The following is an 18,743-nucleotide window of genomic DNA, read 5'->3' on the forward strand; positions in this document are numbered from 1 at the left end:
TATGCAGCGGGTATGTCGATGCTGGACGGCTAAGATGGGGCTGTTGTGCCGTGTTCGGCGCGGAAATCATGAATATCGACTTATTGCAAGATCGGCTGCATCGATTTCGGGCTTTCGGCCGCTCACCAGGTCGGCGATCAACCGGGCCGACCCACAGCTCATTGTCCATCCCAGCGTACCGTGGCCAGTATTCAGGAAAAGCCCCGCAATCCTGGTGGGACCGATCACAGGAGTGCCATCCGGAGTCATCGGCCTCAGCCCTGACCAGAACTCGCCCTTGGTTGCGTCGCCTCCTGGGAAGAGGTCGGTCACGGAATGCTCGAGTGTGCGTCGGCGGGCCGGGCCAAGGTCATTTGTATAGCCTGAGATCTCCGCCATTCCGCCTACCCGAATGCGATCGCCAAGCCGCGTTATCGCGATCTTGTAGGTCTCGTCCATAACCGTCGACTCCGGGGCCCGGGCCGCGTTGTCGATCGGGATTGTCAGTGAGTATCCCTTGACCGGGTAAACTGGCAGGCGGATGCCGAGGGTGTTAAGCAGCAGCGGCGAATGACTGCCGAGCGCCACGACCACAGCGTCGGCGGATATACGCTCCTGGTTCGTCGCAACGCCACGAACGCGTGCACCCGAAACATCGAGACTGTTGACGCGATGGCCGTAGGCAAAGCGCACTCCCAGTTCGGCCGCCTTGGCCGCCAAGGAATTCGTGAATTTGAAGCAATCGCCAGTCTCATCTTTCGGGGTGAGCAGTCCGCCGACGATCTTGTCACGGACGTGCCGGAGCGCCGGCTCCACTCGAATGCATCCATCCCGGTCGAGCACTTCGAATGGAATGCCGTCAGCGGCTAGCGCCTTTACGTCCTTGGCGGATGCGTCGAGTTGCTGCTGCTTGCGGAAAAGTTGAAGCGTACCCTGCATACGCTCGTCATAAGCGATGCCCGTTTCGGCGCGCACCGCGGCGAGCGAAATGCGGCTGTAGTCGGCCAGCCTCAGCATACGGCTCTTGTTGATCGCGTAGCGCTCGGAGGTACAATTCGACAGCATCCTGACCAACCAGGACAGCATGGCCCCGTCGAGTTTCGGTCTCAGGATGAGCGGCGCGTGCTGCATGAACAGCCACTTTATCGCCTTCATGGGAATGCCGGGCGCGGCCCATGGCGAGCAATAGCCGAACGACACCTCGCCGGCATTGGCGAAGCTGGTCTCCAAGCCGGGTCCGTGCTGGCGGTCGACCACAGTGACTTCATGACCCGCCCTGGCGAGCTGGTAGGCAGAGGTTACGCCGACAACGCCGGCGCCTAGAACGGTTACTTTCATGATTGTCCTTGAATCGACGGCCGGCGCCCTACCCCATGCGCTCGGACACGTAGGAACCGGGAGAAGGAGGGAAGACGACTGTCTTGTTGCCGTTTATGAAAACCCGGCCATGGATGTGAGCGTGTATCGCGCGTGCGAGCACCTGACTTTCAACATCTCTCCCAAGACTGACATAGTCCTCGGCGCTTTGGGCGTGGGTAACCCGCACGGTATCCTGCTCGATGATCGGACCTTCATCCAGATCGGCGGTCACGTAGTGGGAGGTTGCACCGATCAGCTTCACACCCCGCTCGAACGCCTGTTTATACGGGTTGGCGCCCTTGAAGGAGGGAAGGAACGAGTGATGGATGTTTATGATCCGCCCCGACATCTTGCGGCACATGTCATCGGAAAGCACCTGCATGTACCGCGCGAGCACGATCAGCTCCGCTCCCGTTTCCTCGACAACGCGCATCTGCGCGTCCTCCGCGGCAGGCTTGTCTTCCTTCGTGACTTTGATGCAGTGAAACGGGATGCCGTGGCTGGAGACGACGCTCTCGTAGTCCAGATGGTTTGACATCACACCGACGATATCGATCGGAAGCGCACCGATGCGCCAACGGTAGAGCAAGTCATTGAGGCAGTGACCAAAACGAGACACCATGAGGATGACCTTGCGCTTGGTCATCTCGTCGAAGAATTCGACATCTGCGCCATACTCGCTGGCGATCGCTGCAAAGCCGCTGCGCAGCTCTTCGAGCGTATGGCCCTCTTCCGATTGGAAGCTTACCCGCATGAAATAGCGGCTGGTGTCGGCATCGTCGAACTGGGAACTATCGGAAATGTTGCACCCGCGGCCGGAAAGGTAGCCTGCGATTGCGGCAGTCACGCCCCGGATCGACGGGCAGGCAACGCGCAGCGCGTAGCGATTTGACGAAGACGACATCGAAGGGTCCCTTTCGGAGGACAGATCAAGCGTTGAGGTCATGCTGGCGCGAGAAGGCCGTCAGCGTGTTCGACAGCAGGCAGGCGATGGTCATGGGACCCACGCCTCCCGGGACTGGGGTGATGGCAGCTGCGTGGCCGGCCTCAGCGAACGCGACGTCGCCCACGATGCGGGATTTCCCGTCCGCGTCGAAGACGCGATTGATGCCCACGTCGATCACGACCGCACCGGGCTTGATCCAGTCGCCTCGCACCAATCCCGCCTTCCCGACCGCCACGACCAGTATGTCAGCCGACCTGCAAAGCTCCTGGGTATTGCGTGTGCGCGAATGTGCGACGGTCACGGTGCAGTTCTCGGCCATCAGAAGCTGCGCCATCGGCTTACCCACGATGTTCGATTTCCCGACGACTACAGCGTTCAGACCCGAAAGGTCGCAACCGAGCTGGTCCTTCAAAAGCATCAGGCAGCCTACCGGAGTGCACGGCACCAGCGCTGGCTGGCCAGTGGAAAGACGACCCGCGTTGATTATGTGGAAACCGTCCACGTCCTTGTCGGCATTGATCTCCTGGATAACAGCGTTGGTGTCGAGATGACTTGGCAGGGGAAGCTGAACCAGTATGCCATGGACCGCCGGATCGACATTCAACTGGTCGATCAGTTCCATCAGCTCGTCTTGCGTGGCGTCGGCCGGAAGCTCGTGCTTGAAAGACCGCATTCCCGCCGCGACAGTCTGGCGGTGCTTCGAACCGACGTAAACGGCGCTTGCGGGATCCGAGCCGACAAGCACCACGGCAAGGCCAGGGACCTCGCCCGTTCGCTGCTTCAGATCCTCGACCTTGACCTTGATCTCGGCGAGCAGTCTGGCGGAATACCGCTTGCCGTCGATGATCGCACCACTGGGGGTTATATCCATTCCTTCGCCTCATCCCTTTCGGTTCGCGTTGCCGGGTCCCCACCAGGCCACCGCGAATGCCGATGCGCAGCACGTTGAAATCCTTCGCGAACGCTAGTGCGCGTATACCGGGAACGTCTTGGTCAGTTCGGCCACCTTCCCCTTCGCGCCTTCGACCGTCCCATCCGCATCCCCGGCGGCTTCGGCCTCGATCAGGTCAGCAATGATGGTTCCAAGAACACGAAACTCAGCTTCCTTCATGCCACGGGTGGTTGCGGCGGAAACGCCAAGCCGCATCCCTACCCACTCGGGCGGCCGCGGGCTGTCATTGGGGATCGGATTCTTGTTCGCGGTGATGTTGGCACGGGACAGAAGGTCCTCCGCCTGCTTGCCGATCAGGCCCTTGCTCGACAGGTCAATCAGGACGATATGCGTATCCGTCCCTCCCGAAACGACCCGCACGCCGCGCTTCATCAGGGTGTCGGCGAGTGCACGGGCATTCGATATCACCTGCGCAGCGTAAACCTTGAAATCGTCCTGCAGGGCCTCGCCCAGACAGATCGCCTTTGCGGCCAGAACCTGGGTGTGCAGCGAACCCTGAACACCCGGAAAGACGGCGGCCTGAAGTTTCTTGAACCACTCTTCGTTGTTGGTCAGGATCAATCCGCCGCGAGGGCCGCGCAAGGTCTTCGTCGTGGTGCAGGTCACGATGTCGGCATGCGGAAACGGAGAGGGATGGGCGCCGCCCGCGACGAGGCCGGCGATGTGCGCCATATCGACGAGGAACTTGGCGTCGACCTTTTTTGCGATCTTGCCCATGCGCTCGAAGTCGAGTTCGCGCGGGTAGGCCGATCCGCCCGTGATCAAAAGAGCTGGACGAACTTCCTCGGCAATACGCTCCATCTCGTCATAGTCAATTACTTCGGTTTCGGGATCGACGTTGTAGTTGTGCGATTCAAACCAGCGGCCGGAAAGATTGCCCTTCATCCCGTGCGACAGGTGTCCGCCAGCGGCAAGGTCGAGTGACAGGACCTTCTCCCCTGGCTTGAGCAGCAGGAAGAAGACGGCCAGATTGGCCTGTGTTCCCGAATGGGGCTGCACATTCGCATATGCGCAGTTGAACAATTTCTTGGCACGGTCAATCGCTGCCTGCTCGACCACGTCGACGAACTGCCCACCTCCATGGAAGCGATTGCCCGGATATCCTTCCAAGGTCTTGTTCGTCATCTCATGGCCGAGAGCGTCTAGCACCGCCCGGCTGACAATGTTCTCCGAGGCGATCAACTCGATCTGGTCCTGCTGCCGCTTCCTCTCGTTGTCGAGCGCCTGAGCGATGAGCGGATCGCGTTCACGAACCGAGGCATTGAAATAGGCATTCGTCCGTTCGGTCATGACCGTCCCTCCGCAGGAAATCCGCTGAAGCCAGCTTTCGGAGGAGGAATACCGAGTCAATCGATCCAGAAAAAGTTAATAATTCTTGCGCATATGTTCTGATTTCCTAATGATTTAAACGGGCTGAGTCGGCGATCTGAGGGCCCCATCATTCCGTCATTCGTAAATCTTTCTAATGGGTAGCCTAAGGACAACTTAATGGACCTGACGCATCCTCTCTTCTAACTTTCCCGGTCAGGCATGCTGAGTCAGAACATGGACCAGCTGGCAGACATCGGCCGGACCTGGCGATCGCCTCTTGGGCCTTGGCAGTATCGGCTGCAGGGGAAGGCGGAGGTGGAAATGGAAGCTGCTCAACTCAGCGAGCTTGCATTTGAGATGAGAGCCCGCTCAGAATTTCGCGGTTGGATGCTTCTAGGCCTCGGCACGGTATCAACGGTGTACGGTGGCTTAAGCACATTAGAGAAAGCGATGAATGATTACCAGCAGATGTTGTCGGCGTCAGCGTTGCTGGTCGGCATGTTTCTCCTGGCCTTCGTCGCCATCTACTTTTTCTTCAATCCCAGCCGCGGCAGTTATTTCGATTCCGCGACGGGCGATCTCGTCTGGTGGAAAGGATGGACGGGCACTTATCCCGGGCGGCGCGGTCATATTCGTGCATCTGACATAGGGGCCATCCACCTGGCTACCGAGCAATTCGGGGGGCTTAACGTCTACCTTTATGACACCAACGGCATCCGCCAAGCGGACTTCGACCGAGACGTACTTCCCGCAGACTACAAGACTTGGATGATCACTGTTGCGGAGCAACTGCCGCACATTGGTTTGAAACTATGATCCAGGGCGATGGCATCAATTTGCGACCTAGTCCAGTCAAGTGATTCCCCGCGCCAATAAACGCATATCATCGACTCCCGTATCGTTCCCCCAAGACCCTCGGCCCGGCAGCGACCGGCATTTTTTTGCGCCCAATCCCCGACCCATTGCGCGTCGGCGACGATGGACCAGGCCAGTAGAGCGTCCAAAACAACCATCTCCCTTGAACCGCTGGGTAGGCGGCTAACGGTAAAGCCAATCGTAATGCTGCAGCTCAGGGTTCGCATTGTCATGATCCAGGTCATGCCGACACTGTCCCAACCGCGTAAGAGAGACACCTGGCCTTGCGATTTCGCACCCGGAGGCCGCCGTCGCGGAGCAGCAGCCGGCACCGGTGTCGGCCCGAAACAGGACCACCTTTGTCATGAACTAGATGTTTAGTCCCGGCATTTGGTGGAGCGGATTGAGGGTGAAGCGCTCGGGCTGGGAGGCCCATGCCTTGCAGATGAACTCGTAGGGTGTGAGGCCTTTGAGGGTCTTGAGCCTGCGACCGAAATTGTAGGCCGAGACGAAGTCGGCAAGGTGCCGACGGAGTTGGTCGTGGCTCTCGTAATAGAAGCGCCTGACGGTTGCATCCTTGATGGTCCTGTTCATCCGCTCGACCTGGCCGTTGGTCCAAGGATGCCTTGCCTTGGTAGTTCGATGTTCGATATCGTTCCTGGCGCAGGTGAGTTCGAAGGCATGAGCCCGGAATATCTCGCCATTTGCGATCGCTTCCTTGATCAGTGGAACGGCCGAACCGCCAGCTCCTGGCGTGGTGAACTGTATGCCGTTGTCGGTGAGCACGGTATGGATCTTGTAAGGGACGGCGGCGATCAGGCGGAGCAGAAACTCTTTGGAAATGGCTGTCGGAGCCTTCTCGTGCAGTTCGACGAAGGCAAATTTCGAGGTCCGGTCGATGGCGACGAACATGTGTAGCTTGCCCTGCTCGGTTCGGACCTCCGCGATATCAATGTGGAAGAAGCCGATCGGATAGGCCTTGAACTTCTTCTTCGCCGGCCTGTCGCCCTCGACATCCGGCAATCGGCCGATGCCGTGGCGCTGCAGACAACGGTGCAATGAAGAACGGGTCAGATGCGGGATCGTCGGCTGCAACGCGTAGAGGCAATCATCGAGCGGCAGCAGCGTGTAGCGGCGGAAAGCCACAACGACAGCCTCTTCCTCGACAGACAGAACCGTCGATCTCGGCTCCCTGGGGCCGGTGGGTAGATCGGCGGTCGAACTCCGCTTCTTCCACTTCGCGACCGTCTTAGGATTGATACCGTAGCGCTTCGAAAGCGTCCTCAGGCTCGCTTGACTATGCTGTATCGCTCGACGGATCGCCTCTGTCGTTGTGGCGCTCCCATGCAGAATCTGGCCCATAGCGCATCCTTTGATTCGGACGACAATGATGAACCATCAAAGCCTGGGATCAAACATCTAGCTGCCGTGGGAAATTCGATGCTGGTTTTGGATCCTCCAACATGCCGCAAATGCCGAAGCTCCCACCCGCCATGCGGAACCCTACCTCGTGGGCTGGTTCACATAGCGCACTCTACCAATCGACAATTGTGCCGTCGTCCAAAACGGCGTTGCTGGTGTGCAGAACTTCGGGCGCGAACGGATGCTTCGCGCATTCCTTCTCGTCCACCTCGATGCCGAGGCCGGGAGCCTCGGGAACCTGCCAATAGCCATCGATGCGACGAATGGGTCCCTGGACCACGTCGAAATACCACGGGACGGCGCCAACCATCTCCTCCTGTATGACGTGATTTGGCGTCGAGACCGCGAAATGCAGGGCGGCCGCGCCGGCGATCGGACCGAGTGGGTTGTGCGGCGCCACTCCAACCGAAAAAGCCTCGGCCATCGCGGCGATCTTCTTGGCTTCCCCGAGCCCGCCGCAGTGGCAGATGTCCGGCTGGATGATGTCGACTGCGCGCGCATTCAGCAGATCGACGAACTCCGGGCGGTCGACAAGGCGCTCCCCGGTTGCCAGCGGCACCGTAACGCGTTGCGCGATCGCCTTTAGCGCGGCGGTCTCGCCTGGAGGAACGGGCTCTTCCACGAACATCGGGCGGCCGGGCGCCAGTGCGTTGATGTAGGCGATCGAGGCAGCCGCGCTTGCCGGGCGGCCATGGAAATCCACCATGATCTCGACCGAGTTGCCGGTCGCCTTGCGCATTGCCTCCATCATGCGGGCGACCTTGTCGATCTCGGGCAGCGGCGCATGGTAATTCGTGTAGGGAATGAAGACGGCCTTGAAGGCACGGTATCCCTTCTCCACGACCTCGCTTGCGCGTTCGACCAGGGGCGCTTCCTCCAGCGTCTCATACACGGCCCGCATGTCGCCTAGGCCGAGATGGGTATAGACCAGCACCTTGTCGCGGACCTTGCCGCCGAGCAGCCGCCACACCGGCACGCCGAAGTCCTTACCCACAATGTCCCACAGCGCCATCTCGATGCCGGAGATCGCGCTCATTCCGATCACGCCAAGGCGCCAGAAGCTGTGCTTCTTCATCACTCGGACGGCCTGCTCGATGTCGCGCGGGTCGTGCCCAATCATCAGGGGTGAGAGATCTTCGACCGCGCCGGCTACGGCGCGCGTCTTCCATTCCAGTGTCGCCTCGCCCCAGCCGAAAAGTCCCGGCTGGTCGGTCTCGACCTTGACGAAGACCCAGTTGCGCATGTCTGCGTTGACGATGCGGGTGGTTATGGCGGTTATCTTCACGGCCGTGGCACCTGATAGGAGAGAGGGAGTGAGACAGAGTCAGCCCGCGAAGCGCGGTTCGGGCAGACCGCGTACGCCGACATCGAGAGCAAGGACGCCGCCTGCATGAGGCTGCTGCTTCAAGGCCTCGGGCGATAGATCCCAAACGGCCGACGTGACGTAAAGCGTCGAGAGATCGGAGCCACCGAACATGCAGCTCGTTGGTTTCTGGACGGGCAGTGGGACGATGCGGTCGACGCGCCCGTCGGGTGCGTAGCGCACCAGCCGCCAGCCATCCCACTGCGCATTCCACAGGAACCCTTGCGCGTCGATCGTCGATCCGTCGGGGTTCCCCGGCTGACCCGCGCAATCCGTGAACACACGGCGATTGGCGATCGCCCCATTTTCCAGGTCGAAGTCGTAGGTGAAGATCGTACGGATCAGTGTATCGGCGAAGTAGAATGTCCGGTCATCCGGACTCCAGGCCAGGCTGTTGGAGATACCGATGCCTTGCTCCATCGTCGTGCAGGAAAGATCGGGATCGAGACGATACAGGCCGCCCGTACGACTCTTGAGGGAATCGTCCATCGTCCCGGCCCAGAAGCGGCCGCGCCGGTCGCACTTCCCGTCATTGAACCGATTGCCGGGCTTGTCGGCCTCGGGGGCGGCGAGCCGTTCGATCGCACCGGTCTTCGGGTCGAAAAAGGCGAAGCCCGAAGCGAGCGCCAAGACGATGCCTCCCGCCTTGCGCAGCGCCAGCGAGGCGACGCGCTCGGGCAGCGGCCACTTGCGGGTCTCGCCGGTCGCCGGATGGAAGCGCTGCAGCAGGCACCCCTCGATATCGACCCAATAGAGTGCCTGCTCGGCGACGTCCCACACGGGCACCTCGCCCAGCCTGTTCGCGCAGTCGACGACGCAGCAAACCTCCGGCGCCGATGTCTTCATTGTCATGACCTCTTCTTCTTCCTCGACAGCCGCAGCGAGTAGCCTGCGACCGCGAGCAGGGTGAGGCCGCCGGTCCAGATGTACTGATAGTAGGCGGAAACCTGCATCAGGTTCAGCGCGTTCTGCATCACGCCGACCGCCACGGCGCCGAGCAGCACCCCGATCGCGGTGCCGCGCCCACCGAACACGGAGACGCCACCCACCACGACAGCCGTCACCGAGGCGAGCGTGAAGATCGATCCTGCCTGCGGATCGCCACTTCCGATGCGGGCGGTGACGATAAGACCGGCTATGGCGGCGCAAATGCCGCAAAAGACATAGGCGGCAGCGCGAATCCAGGCTGTCCGGAGTCCCACCGCCAGACTTGCCTCGCTGCTCGATCCGACGGCGTAGAGCCGCTGGCCGAGGCGTCCCCGCAGCATCAAGTATTCGAAAGCAATATAGACAAGCACGATCGCGAGTGCCGCTACCGGCACCGAGCCAAGCGAGGTCTCGAAGAGGTCGAGGAAATCATCGCTCACCAGCCCGCCGGGGCTGGGCCGGACAATCAGCGCAAGACCGAAGACGACCGAGTAGGTGGCAAGCGTCGCGATGAGGTCGGGGATTTTCAGCCGCACGATCATGAAGGCGTTGACCAGGCCCGTCGCCGCACCGGCCGCCAGAGCCGCGCCGATGGCAGCAATGACCCCAGCACCACCTTCGGTCGCGGCAAGGAAGGAGGCCATGGCCGTGACGAGACTGATGAGGGGGCCGACGGACAAATCGATGCCGCCAAGCACGACTACGCAGAACTGCCCAAGCGCAACGAGAGCCAACGGCGCCACCTGCGCGGCAATGTTGGACAGGTTGCGCGAAGTCAGGAAAAAATCGGAGTAGCGGGTCGTCGCCAAGCCCAGCAAGGCTATAAGCACCAGCAGCAGCAGCGGACCCATGTAGCGCGAAAGCAGGCCGGAACCGGTTGCCGAGCCGCTTTTGGCTGCGGCCGAAGGCGTTGTCGCGTCGCCGATCAGAGACGTCGCAGCCTGCGGATCGCCATGCGTCCGGCCGGCCTCGACGGCGCTGCCGACGATACGCTCCTCCGTCGCTTCGGCGCCGGCGATCTCGTCGACGATCCGGCCCTTGGAGAAGACGAGGATGCGGTCGCTCAACCCGATAAGTTCCAGCAGATCGGAGGCGACCAGGATGACGGCCGCGCCGGCGTCGGCCAGCGCGCGGATGCGCCGGTAGATCTCGAGCTTGGTGGCGACATCCACGCCGCGGGTCGGATCCTCGAAGACATAGACCTTGGGATCGCCGACGGTCCATCGGCCGAGCACGACCTTCTGCTGGTTGCCGCCCGATAGCGTGCGTACGGCCTGCTCGCCCGACGCCGCCTTGATCGCGAAACGCGACATCGCATCGAGCGTCTCCTGGCGCTCCCGGCCGGCGGGAATGCGTCCAAGACCTGCCCATTCCGCCAGGTGCGGAACAGACAGGTTCTCGCGGATGGAATGCGGCATGAACAGGCCCTCGCGATGCCTGTCGCCGGGAACATAGACCAAGCCGGCCTTGATGGCGTGCGCCGGCGCCTTGAAACGCGCCGGGTTGGCGTCCAACATCACCGAGCCGGCGCAGGGGACCAAGCCAAAAAGAGCGCGAGCGACATCCGCCTGGCCATTGCCCTGGATGCCTCCGAAGCCGACGATCTCTCCGGCGCGAACACCGAAGGAAAGGTTGTTGAAAAGACCGGGGCTCGAAAGCGCCTCGACCTTGAGCCGCTCCGCGCCCACGGCTTGCGCGCGTGGTGGATAGGCGAGCGCGAGATCGCGCCCGACCATCATCGCCACGAGCTTCTCATGGTCCACTGCTTGGCGGTCGACCGTCCCGACAAGCTCACCGTCCTTGAGGACCGTGATGCGATCGGCGATCGCGAAGACTTCCGGCAATCTGTGGGAAATGAAAATGACCGCGGTGCCCTGCCGCTTGAGTTCGGTCACGATCGAGAACAGGCGTTCGATTTCAGCCGCGTCGAGGGCCGAGGTCGGCTCGTCGAGAATCAAGACCGAAGGCTCGCCCGTCAATGCCCGCGCGATCTCCACGATCTGGCGTTCGGCGACCTCGAGATCCCTGACCAGGCGATTCATCGGCAAGGCAACGCCGAGACGAGTAAGGATAGTGCGCGCGCCCTCCTCCATGGCCCGTCGGTCGACCGTGATCGCCCCGCCTGGCTCGCGTCCCAGCCAGATGTTCTGCGCTACGTCGAGATCGGGAACCAGGCGCGTGTCCTGGTAGACCATCGCAATGCCGAGACCCTGGGAATGGCGCGGTCCGGTGATCTGCACCTCGCGCCCCTGGATGAGGATCGTTCCCGCATCGGGTTTCCAGACGCCGGCGATGACGCGCATGAGGGTCGACTTGCCGGCGCCGTTCTCTCCCATCAGCGCATGGACCTCGCCCGGACGGCATGCGAACGAAGCGCCTTTCAGCGCCTTGACGCCGACAAAGCTCTTATCGATGCCCCTCAGTTCAAGCGCGTAGGTTTCCGTCCCAACGGCCATGTCGTGCTGCATTCGGTGTCTTTCAGGCAAGGGTGGGCCGCATCCGGGTGCGGCCCGCCGGTCGGTTCTTCCAGCCTCAGCTGAAGAGCTTCTTCAGTTCATCGTCCGTCAGCAGCGTGTCGACGAACACCCCATCGGGCAGATCCTTTTTGATGAACTGGCTGTAGTTGCTGTCATCCATGAGGACCGGGCTGATGACCTGGCGCTTGGGCGCATCCTGACCGGAAAGCAGCTTCATTGCCGTGCGCAGCGCAACCACCCCTTCCCATGACGGCTCGGAGACGCAGCCGATCTTGAACTTCGGATTGGCCGCTTTCTGCGCGTCATAGAGCTTGAGAAGTCCGTTGTAGTCGTCACCCGTGGCCGGCACCAGCGGACGGTTCGCCGCCATGAGCGCCTTGAGCCCCCCTGCCGCATCCTGCCCGCCATCGCACCAGATGCCGTCGATCTGCGGATAAGCAGCGATCAGATCCGCCATGACCACTTTGGCCTTGTCTTCCTGCCAGGAGGCATCCTTGAAGGCGAGCACCTCGATGCCGGAACCGAACTCGGTCTGCGCGCCTGCCCAGCACTCAGCCGTGTAGGAGTTGCCCGGCAGGCCGCCGAGGGCGACGATCTTGCCCTTGCCGCCCAGCGCGTCGTTGAGGAATTTGCCGGTTGTTGCGCCCTTCTTCTTCGGATCGGTGCCGATGAAAGCAGTCCAGTTGTCTCCTTCGACCGGCAGGTTGAATGGAATTGTGATGATACCGGCCCTGGTCGCTTTCCTCAGTGCTGGAACGACCGCCGTGCCCGAGTTCGGTATGACAAGCAGGGCGTCGACGCTCTGCGCGATCAAGTCCTCGATGTCATTGACCTGCTTGGTGATGTCACCCTGGCCGTCGACCGTGATCAAGTCGTATTTGTCCTTGTTGGCGGCAGCCTCGGTCTGCATGGAGGCAAGGTTCTGCGTGCGCCAGGTGTTGCCCGAGAAGCCGTTCGAGAAGCCGATGCGCAGCTTGCCCGACTTCTGCGCGCCCTTGGCCATCTCGGCTGAGCCTTCGATCTTGGCGTTGCTGATCACGTCGGCCAGGGCGCCTCGGGTGAGTGCGAAGGAACCTATGGCGGCTCCCGCTCCCAGCATCAGCAGCTTGCGACGGTCGATGGTATATCCTGTCATTGCTCTCCTCCTTCTGAGATTTCACCGTTCATCGGCACTCGCGCCGATCAGCCGGTAGACGATCACGCTCAGAGCGATGAGAACGCCCTGGATGATGTATTGGGCGCCCGTGGATACCTGGGCGATGTTGGTGAAGCTGTTGAGTTCAGTTACGAACAGCGCGCCGGCGACGGTTGCGAGCACGCTTCCAATGCCACCCGTAAGGGCAGTGCCTCCGACAACGACGGCGACGACCGACGTCAGCAGGAACTGGTTGCCGATGCCGAGGCTCGGATTGCCGATATAGGCCGTGAGCAGAAGGCTGCCGAGCACGGCCAATATGGCTGAGAGCGCATAGGCGATGACCAGCACGCTGCGCGCCGGCACGCCCATGAAGCGCGCCGCGGTCTCATTGGCGCCGACTGCGTAAATCCACCGGCCGAGCGTCGTGCGCCGCATGATCCAGGCGAGTGCAAGCGTTATGGCCAGCCAGCACAGGGCGCTCGCTGGAAGGCCGAAAAGCGACCCTTGGCCAACCACGTTGAAGGCCGGCGCGGAAGTTCCGTACGGCGCGCCGCCCGTATAGACGAGGGCCGCGCCGAACAGGATGGCGTTCATGGCCAGGGTGGCGATGATGGGCGCCATGCGCAGAACCGCGATCAGAATCCCGTTGATCACCCCGACAACCAATCCAAGCGCCAGGCAACAGGCAAGCGCCAGCGGAATGCGCTCGTTTTGGCCCATCATCATGCTGGTCGCGAGTATGTTGGTCATGGTGACGACGCCGGCGACCGAGAGATCGATGCCGCCGACGAGTAAGGAAAGTGTCTGGCCCGACGCGACGAGCCCAAGGAAGGCCGTGACCTGAAGAATGTTGAGGATCTGCTCGGGTTTCAGCATAGCGGGCGAGAAGAAACCCGCAACGGCGTACAGCAGGATCACCGCGACCCAGACCGGATAGCGACGCACCATGCCAAGCGCTTGCCTCATTATGCGAACTTCCCTGTTGTCATCGGGTCGTGCACGATGCTTCCTCCAAAATTGGCATGCGCTGTATCACACACAAGTCACGAATGTAAACAGGTTTGGATTAAAATCCATGCAAAAACTGCTTGACCTATCATATAGGTTGAAGCGATAAGGAGCGAAATGAGTGCGATGGCAAAAATAACCGGAACTGGCGATGCGCCGCAGTCGCTCGTCGACACCGTGGCGGACAAGGTGGTGGACCATATCCGCACGAACGCCCTTGCGCCCGGCGCCCCGCTGCCTAGCGAGTCGGCGTTCGCCGTCGAAGCAGGCGCCTCGCGCGCGGTCGCCCGCGAAGCATTCAGAAGCCTGGCTGCGTTGCGGCTGATCGATGTCGGCAACGGCCGGCGCGCGCGTGTGGCGCCCGCGGACGGCTCCGCCATCGGCCGCATGATCGACCATTGCGTCTATACCAACCAGCTTTCCATCCAGCAGATATTCGACGTGCGCCGCACGATCGAACTCAGGACGGCCGCCCTCGCATCACTGCGGCGCAGCGATCAGGAGGCTGACGAAATTTGTGCGATCGCAGACAGGATGAAGCGGAGCTTTGCCGCGACAGGAGACGTGATGGAACTCGACATCTCTTTCCACGCCGCCGTGGCGCGCGCGTCGCGCAACCCCCTTTTCGCCTTGCTGATCACATCCTTTGCTTCGGTCACGCGGCAGAATTGGGCGATCGGTTGGGCCGCCCGCCCAACCGACGCCGAGCGCATGGGCAGCATCGAAGGCCATGGCGCAATCGCCGTTGCCATTCGGCGCGGTGACGCGAGGGCGGCCGAAAAGGCGATGGCGGACCATTTCGATCTCACCGTCCGCGCCCTTCTCACCGCCGGCGTCATTTGATCCCGGGCACGGTTGCAACCCTTGAATACTGTTGTAGCGAAATCGAGCCGAGCATGAGTGCAATCGCCTACTTTGACCTGACGGGCAAGACCGCGCTGGTGACCGGGTCCTCAGGCGGACTGGGTCTCGCCATGGCCCGCGGCCTTGCGGAAGCCGGCGCCGAGATTGTCCTCAACGGACGTGATGCCGACAGGCTCGCGCAGGCGGCCGAGAGCTTCGGCGAGCGCGCGGGACAGGTCCACTTCAGCGTATTCGACGTATGCGATGAAGAGGCGATCAAGGGGGCGTTCGGGCGCCTCGACAACGAGGGTCGCGTTATCGACATCCTGATCAACAATGCCGGCGTCCAGTTTCGCCGGCCGATGCTTGAACTGGAAAGCGCCGATTGGCGGCGGGTGCTGGAGACCAACCTCACCAGCGCCTTCATCATGGGCCGCGAGGCCGCCCGCCGCATGGTCGCAAGGGGCGGTGGCGGCAAGATCATCAACATAGGGTCGCTGACCAGCGAGGTCGCCCGCGCCACCGTCGCGCCCTACACGGCAGCGAAGGGCGGCATCAAGATGCTCACCNCCTGGTACGAAGCGCTTGGCGCGGTCGGGATATCCGTCGTTGATGCGGCCCATGGCATTCAGGCCAATGCGATCGGCCCAGGCTACATCGATACTGAAATGAACAAGGCGTTGACATCCGACGCCAACTTCGATGCCTGGGTCAAGGGTCGCACACCTTCGGGCCGATGGGGCCTGCCCAAGGATCTGGTAGGAACCGCAATCTTCCTCGCATCGGCCGCGTCGGACTACGTCAACGGCCAGACCATCTATGTCGATGGCGGCATGCTTGCCGTCCTCTAGCCGAACACATCAGGGAACCAGAATGCTCGGTGTCGTCGTCCATGCTCCTCTCGATCTCCGGATCGAGGAGGTCACCAATACCGAACCTGGACCAAGTGAGGTTCAAGTCCGGATATCGACGGGCGGAATCTGCGGTTCGGACCTGCATTACTTCAATCACGGTGGAACGGATTCGATCCGTCTGCGCGAACCGATGATCCTCGGCCATGAGATCGCCGGCATCATCGAGGCTCTTGGCCCCGGCGTCTCCGGAATCACTGCGGGAACACGCGTGGCGATCAATCCGAGCCGGCCCTGCGGTGATTGCGAGAATTGCCGGGCCGGTCTGCGCAACCACTGCATCAATATGCGCTTCATGGGCAGCGCCATGCGCTTCCCGCATATCCAGGGCGGATTCCGTGAAATGCTTTGTGTCGATCGGGATCAGGTCTTTCCCGTCGCCGAGGGCGTGTCGCTGGGTGAGGCCGCAATGGCCGAGCCGCTTGCCGTGTGCCTGCACGCCGTCAGGCGGGCGGGACCGCTGGAAGGGCGCAAGGTGCTGGTCACCGGCTGCGGCCCGATCGGCATTCTAACCATCATGGCCGCCCGTGACGCCGGCGCCGCCGGGATCGTCGCGACCGACATCCACGACTCCGCCCTTGCTCTGGCGCACAAACTCGGGGCCGACCATATCCTGAACGTGGCGCAAGAGCCTGAGGCGCTGGCCGACTTCGCCGGGCGGAACGGCTCGTTCCACGTCCATTTCGAAGCCTCGGGAAACGCATCGGTCCTGCGCGGCGCGCTCCCTCACCTGCGTCCGCGCGGGATAGTGATGCAGCTTGGTCTGGGAGGCGACGTCGGGCTTCCCCTCAACCTGATCGTGACGCGCGAGGTCGACCTTCGCGGCAGCTTCCGCTTCGACAAGGAGTTCGAGGAGGCCGTCGCTCTCATCAACAGCCGGCGCATCGACGTAAGGCCGCTGCTCAGCGCCGTTTTTCCGCTCGACCGGGTGCTGGAAGCCTTTGCGCTGGCGAACGACAAATCGAAGGCGACAAAGGTCCAGATCAGCTTCGGTCAGGACATTTAGCAATAACCGAAACACCGGAACGATAGTCGATCGCCGGTGACTCATGCACCCGACGGCCGCCAGCGCGGCGAAGACCGAGCGATGGAGCTGCCAAGGCCATGAAGATCACTGCGATCCGCACCTTAAGGCTGCAAGAGTTCGCCAATGTGCTTTGGGTGCAACTCGAGACCGATGCGGGCATCACCGGGCTCGGCGAGACATTCTACGGCGCCGGCGCCGTGGAGGCCCATATCCACGAAGTGCTGTCCAGCCGGTTGCTGGGCCGCGATCCCCTTCACATCGAGGCGCTGTCGCGCGAAATGGTGAACCTGCCGCTGGCGCAATCGTCGACCGGCGCGGAATACCGGGCTGCTTCCGCGATCGATCTGGCGCTGTGGGACACATTCGGCAAGGTCTGCAACCTCCCTGTCCACCAGATGCTGGGCGGCGCCTGCCACAAGCGCCTCCCCGTCTACAACACCTGTGCCGGCTACGGCTATGTGCGTTCGAACCGCATCAAGCCTGTGGATACCTGGAACATGGCAGCGTCCGACGGTCCCTACGAAGATCTGGTCGCCTTCATGACCGACGCCGGCGCATTGGCCGAAAACCTGCTGGAAAGCGGCATCACGGCAATGAAGATATGGCCCTTCGACCCCGCCGCCGTGGAGAACGATGGGCGCTTCATCACGACCGCGCAGCTTCGCACGGCTCTTTCGCCGTTCGAGAAGATCCGCAAGCGGGTCGGCGACAGGATGCAGATCATGGTCGAGTTTCATTGTCTGTGGAACCTGCCCAGCATCAAGCACATCGCACGCGAACTCGAAGCCTTCCAACCAACCTGGTACGAGGACCCTATCCGCATGAATTCGACCTCGGCGCTGTCCGAGCTCGCGGCGCACACTTCGGTGCCCATCTGCGCCTCCGAGACGCTGGGATCGCGATTTCCCTACAAGGATATGCTGGAGGCGGGCGCGATCGGCATCGTCATGACGGATCTGGTGTGGACCGGCGGGCTCACCGAAGGCCGCAAGATCGCGGCACTGGCCGATACCTATCATCGTCCCTATGCGCCGCACGACTGCACGGGACCGGTGGCGTATGTAGCGGCAGTCCACTCCTCCTTCTCGCAGCCCAACACGCTGATCCAGGAATCGGTACGCGCCTTCTATACCGGCTGGTACAAGGAATTGGTCACGGAGCTGCCAAATGTCGTGGACGGTCACGTTCTACCGATGGAAGGACCGGGGCTCGGCACGGAGCTGCAGCCTGCCGTCTTTGCCCGTCCCGATCTGTCAACCCGCCTTTCGGAGATGTAGGCGGTTGCGACCGTACCTGAGTTCTGGTCCGTCTCGTCCAAGACTAGGGATCCAACACAGGTTGGACACGGCGCTTGTGCAGGATGGTCGCGCGACGACGGACTTCGGTCGCCAGCCGGCGGAGCAGATCATCGAGCATCACATCGACTGCTTAGGGCTTCAACGCGGGGCTTCACGGTAGCAGCGCTCCCGCCAAGCGATGAAATTCCCCTCTACGGTCTTCTGCCGATCTTGCGGGTCGGACCTATTGGAGACTAGCCCGTGGCCTCCGGACCGTTCTTGCGCAGGTAGTCCAGCGCCGTCACGGCCGCCATCTCGACATGGCGTGAGCAGGCCGCAGCCGCACGCGCCGGCTCCCTGTTTTTGATGGCAGCAGTTATTTCGCGGATTTCCTCAATGCTATGCTTCAGCCGGCCCGGCTGCGTCATCGAAACGATCCGCAACTGCGTCACCCGATTGTGCAATTGGGTCAGCATCTGGCGCACGAATGAATTTCCGGCTCCATCGATAAGGCAATTGTAGAACACGGTTTTTGCTGCGGCCAGATCTTGCCTTTTGCCCGATCGCGCTGCTTTTTCAAATTGTTTCAGCGCCACTTCCAGCGCGGCGATATCTTCTTCACGGCCGTGCTCCGCGAATTCCCTTCCGAGAAACCCCTCCAGGAGTGCCCTAACCTTATAAAGCTGAGTTGCCTCGTCATAAGTTATGACGGTGACCACTGGACCGCGGTGAGCGAGCGTCGTGATCAGTCCTTCGGCCTCCAATTGCCGGAGGGCTTCTCTGATCGAGGTTCTGCCCACACCCAATTGTTCGCACAGTTCGCGCTCAACCAACCGCTGCCCGGGCTTGAAATGGCCGCTCGCTATGGCAGAACGCAGCTTGTCTTCCACTAGCAGCCGAAGAGTGGCGGATTGACGCGGAATCTGCAGGCCCTGATCTTCCATTCCG

The 18,743-nt window shown here is 61.7% G+C and carries 16 protein-coding genes; 5 read left to right on the forward strand and 11 right to left on the reverse strand.

What is annotated here, in order from left to right; translation table 11 throughout:
- Positions 1 to 66: 66 nt before the first annotated feature.
- From X743_RS144460 to glyA, 4 genes are all read right to left on the reverse strand, one after another.
- Positions 67 to 1,317, reverse strand: a complete 1,251-nt coding sequence (locus X743_RS144460; protein ID WP_023768069.1) for a D-amino acid dehydrogenase — start codon at positions 1,315 to 1,317, stop codon at positions 67 to 69.
- Positions 1,318 to 1,345: 28 nt separating this feature from the next.
- Entirely contained in the window at positions 1,346 to 2,242 is an 897-nt protein-coding gene (gene purU, locus X743_RS144455; RefSeq protein WP_031258349.1) for a formyltetrahydrofolate deformylase, read from the reverse strand.
- 25 nt (positions 2,243 to 2,267) lie between these two features.
- The gene (folD, locus tag X743_RS144450) at positions 2,268 to 3,155 is read right to left on the reverse strand and encodes a bifunctional methylenetetrahydrofolate dehydrogenase/methenyltetrahydrofolate cyclohydrolase FolD (protein WP_023768071.1); all 888 of its coding nucleotides are present in this window, start codon (positions 3,153 to 3,155) and stop codon (positions 2,268 to 2,270) included.
- Positions 3,156 to 3,248: 93 nt separating this feature from the next.
- Entirely contained in the window at positions 3,249 to 4,526 is a 1,278-nt protein-coding gene (gene glyA / locus X743_RS144445; protein ID WP_023768072.1) for a serine hydroxymethyltransferase, read from the reverse strand.
- A 255-nt stretch (positions 4,527 to 4,781) separates the two neighbouring features.
- On the opposite strand from glyA, the gene X743_RS144440 reads away from it, so the two are divergent.
- Positions 4,782 to 5,363 (forward strand): hypothetical protein, encoded by a 582-nt coding sequence (locus X743_RS144440; RefSeq protein ID WP_156934515.1) that lies wholly within the window; start codon positions 4,782 to 4,784, stop codon positions 5,361 to 5,363.
- A 408-nt stretch (positions 5,364 to 5,771) separates the two neighbouring features.
- Here the strand turns inward: X743_RS144440 and X743_RS0136900 are convergent, their stop codons facing one another.
- From X743_RS0136900 to X743_RS144415, 6 genes are all read right to left on the reverse strand, one after another.
- Positions 5,772 to 6,764, reverse strand: coding sequence for an IS481 family transposase (locus X743_RS0136900; RefSeq protein WP_031258352.1), 993 nt, complete (start codon positions 6,762 to 6,764; stop codon positions 5,772 to 5,774).
- Positions 6,765 to 6,936: 172 nt separating this feature from the next.
- Complete coding sequence (dgoD, locus tag X743_RS144435) at positions 6,937 to 8,109, reverse strand: galactonate dehydratase (RefSeq protein ID WP_023768075.1); 1,173 nt, start codon at positions 8,107 to 8,109, stop codon at positions 6,937 to 6,939.
- A 39-nt stretch (positions 8,110 to 8,148) separates the two neighbouring features.
- Positions 8,149 to 9,039, reverse strand: coding sequence for an SMP-30/gluconolactonase/LRE family protein (locus tag X743_RS144430; RefSeq protein WP_245264305.1), 891 nt, complete (start codon positions 9,037 to 9,039; stop codon positions 8,149 to 8,151).
- Positions 9,036 to 11,570 (reverse strand): ATP-binding cassette domain-containing protein, encoded by a 2,535-nt coding sequence (locus X743_RS144425; RefSeq protein WP_031258354.1) that lies wholly within the window; start codon positions 11,568 to 11,570, stop codon positions 9,036 to 9,038. Before X743_RS144425 ends, X743_RS144430 begins: the two co-directional genes overlap by 4 nt.
- A 76-nt stretch (positions 11,571 to 11,646) precedes the next feature.
- A complete protein-coding gene (locus tag X743_RS144420) occupies positions 11,647 to 12,726 on the reverse strand; it encodes an ABC transporter substrate-binding protein (protein ID WP_023768078.1) in 1,080 nt (359 codons plus the stop codon).
- A 21-nt stretch (positions 12,727 to 12,747) separates the two neighbouring features.
- Positions 12,748 to 13,695 carry an ABC transporter permease gene (locus tag X743_RS144415; RefSeq protein WP_023768079.1) on the reverse strand — a complete coding sequence of 316 codons (948 nt, stop codon included), beginning with the start codon at positions 13,693 to 13,695 and terminating at the stop codon, positions 12,748 to 12,750.
- Between the two features lie 219 nt (positions 13,696 to 13,914).
- Here X743_RS144415 and X743_RS144410 point away from each other — a divergent pair, with 219 nt between their 5' ends.
- The 4 genes from X743_RS144410 to X743_RS144395 all read left to right on the forward strand — a co-directional run bounded on the left by X743_RS144410 (position 13,915) and on the right by X743_RS144395 (position 17,795).
- Positions 13,915 to 14,580, forward strand: a complete 666-nt coding sequence (locus X743_RS144410) for an FCD domain-containing protein (protein WP_245264306.1) — start codon at positions 13,915 to 13,917, stop codon at positions 14,578 to 14,580.
- A gap of 53 nt (positions 14,581 to 14,633) precedes the next feature.
- Positions 14,634 to 15,431, forward strand: a complete 798-nt coding sequence (locus tag X743_RS144405; protein ID WP_023768081.1) for an SDR family oxidoreductase — start codon at positions 14,634 to 14,636, stop codon at positions 15,429 to 15,431.
- A 22-nt stretch (positions 15,432 to 15,453) separates the two neighbouring features.
- Positions 15,454 to 16,497, forward strand: a complete 1,044-nt coding sequence (locus tag X743_RS144400) for an L-idonate 5-dehydrogenase (RefSeq protein WP_023768082.1) — start codon at positions 15,454 to 15,456, stop codon at positions 16,495 to 16,497.
- Between the two features lie 98 nt (positions 16,498 to 16,595).
- Positions 16,596 to 17,795: a mandelate racemase/muconate lactonizing enzyme family protein gene (locus X743_RS144395; RefSeq protein ID WP_023768083.1), complete on the forward strand. Its 1,200-nt coding sequence runs from the start codon at positions 16,596 to 16,598 to the stop codon at positions 17,793 to 17,795.
- Positions 17,796 to 18,049: 254 nt separating this feature from the next.
- Here X743_RS144395 and X743_RS144390 read toward each other — a convergent pair whose 3' ends face one another.
- Positions 18,050 to 18,739 carry a GntR family transcriptional regulator gene (locus tag X743_RS144390; RefSeq protein WP_023768084.1) on the reverse strand — a complete coding sequence of 230 codons (690 nt, stop codon included), beginning with the start codon at positions 18,737 to 18,739 and terminating at the stop codon, positions 18,050 to 18,052.
- Between the last annotated feature and the right edge of the window lie 4 nt (positions 18,740 to 18,743).

The sequence above is a fragment of the Mesorhizobium sp. LNHC232B00 genome (genome assembly GCF_000502435.1).
Lineage (GTDB): Bacteria > Pseudomonadota > Alphaproteobacteria > Rhizobiales > Rhizobiaceae > Mesorhizobium > Mesorhizobium opportunistum.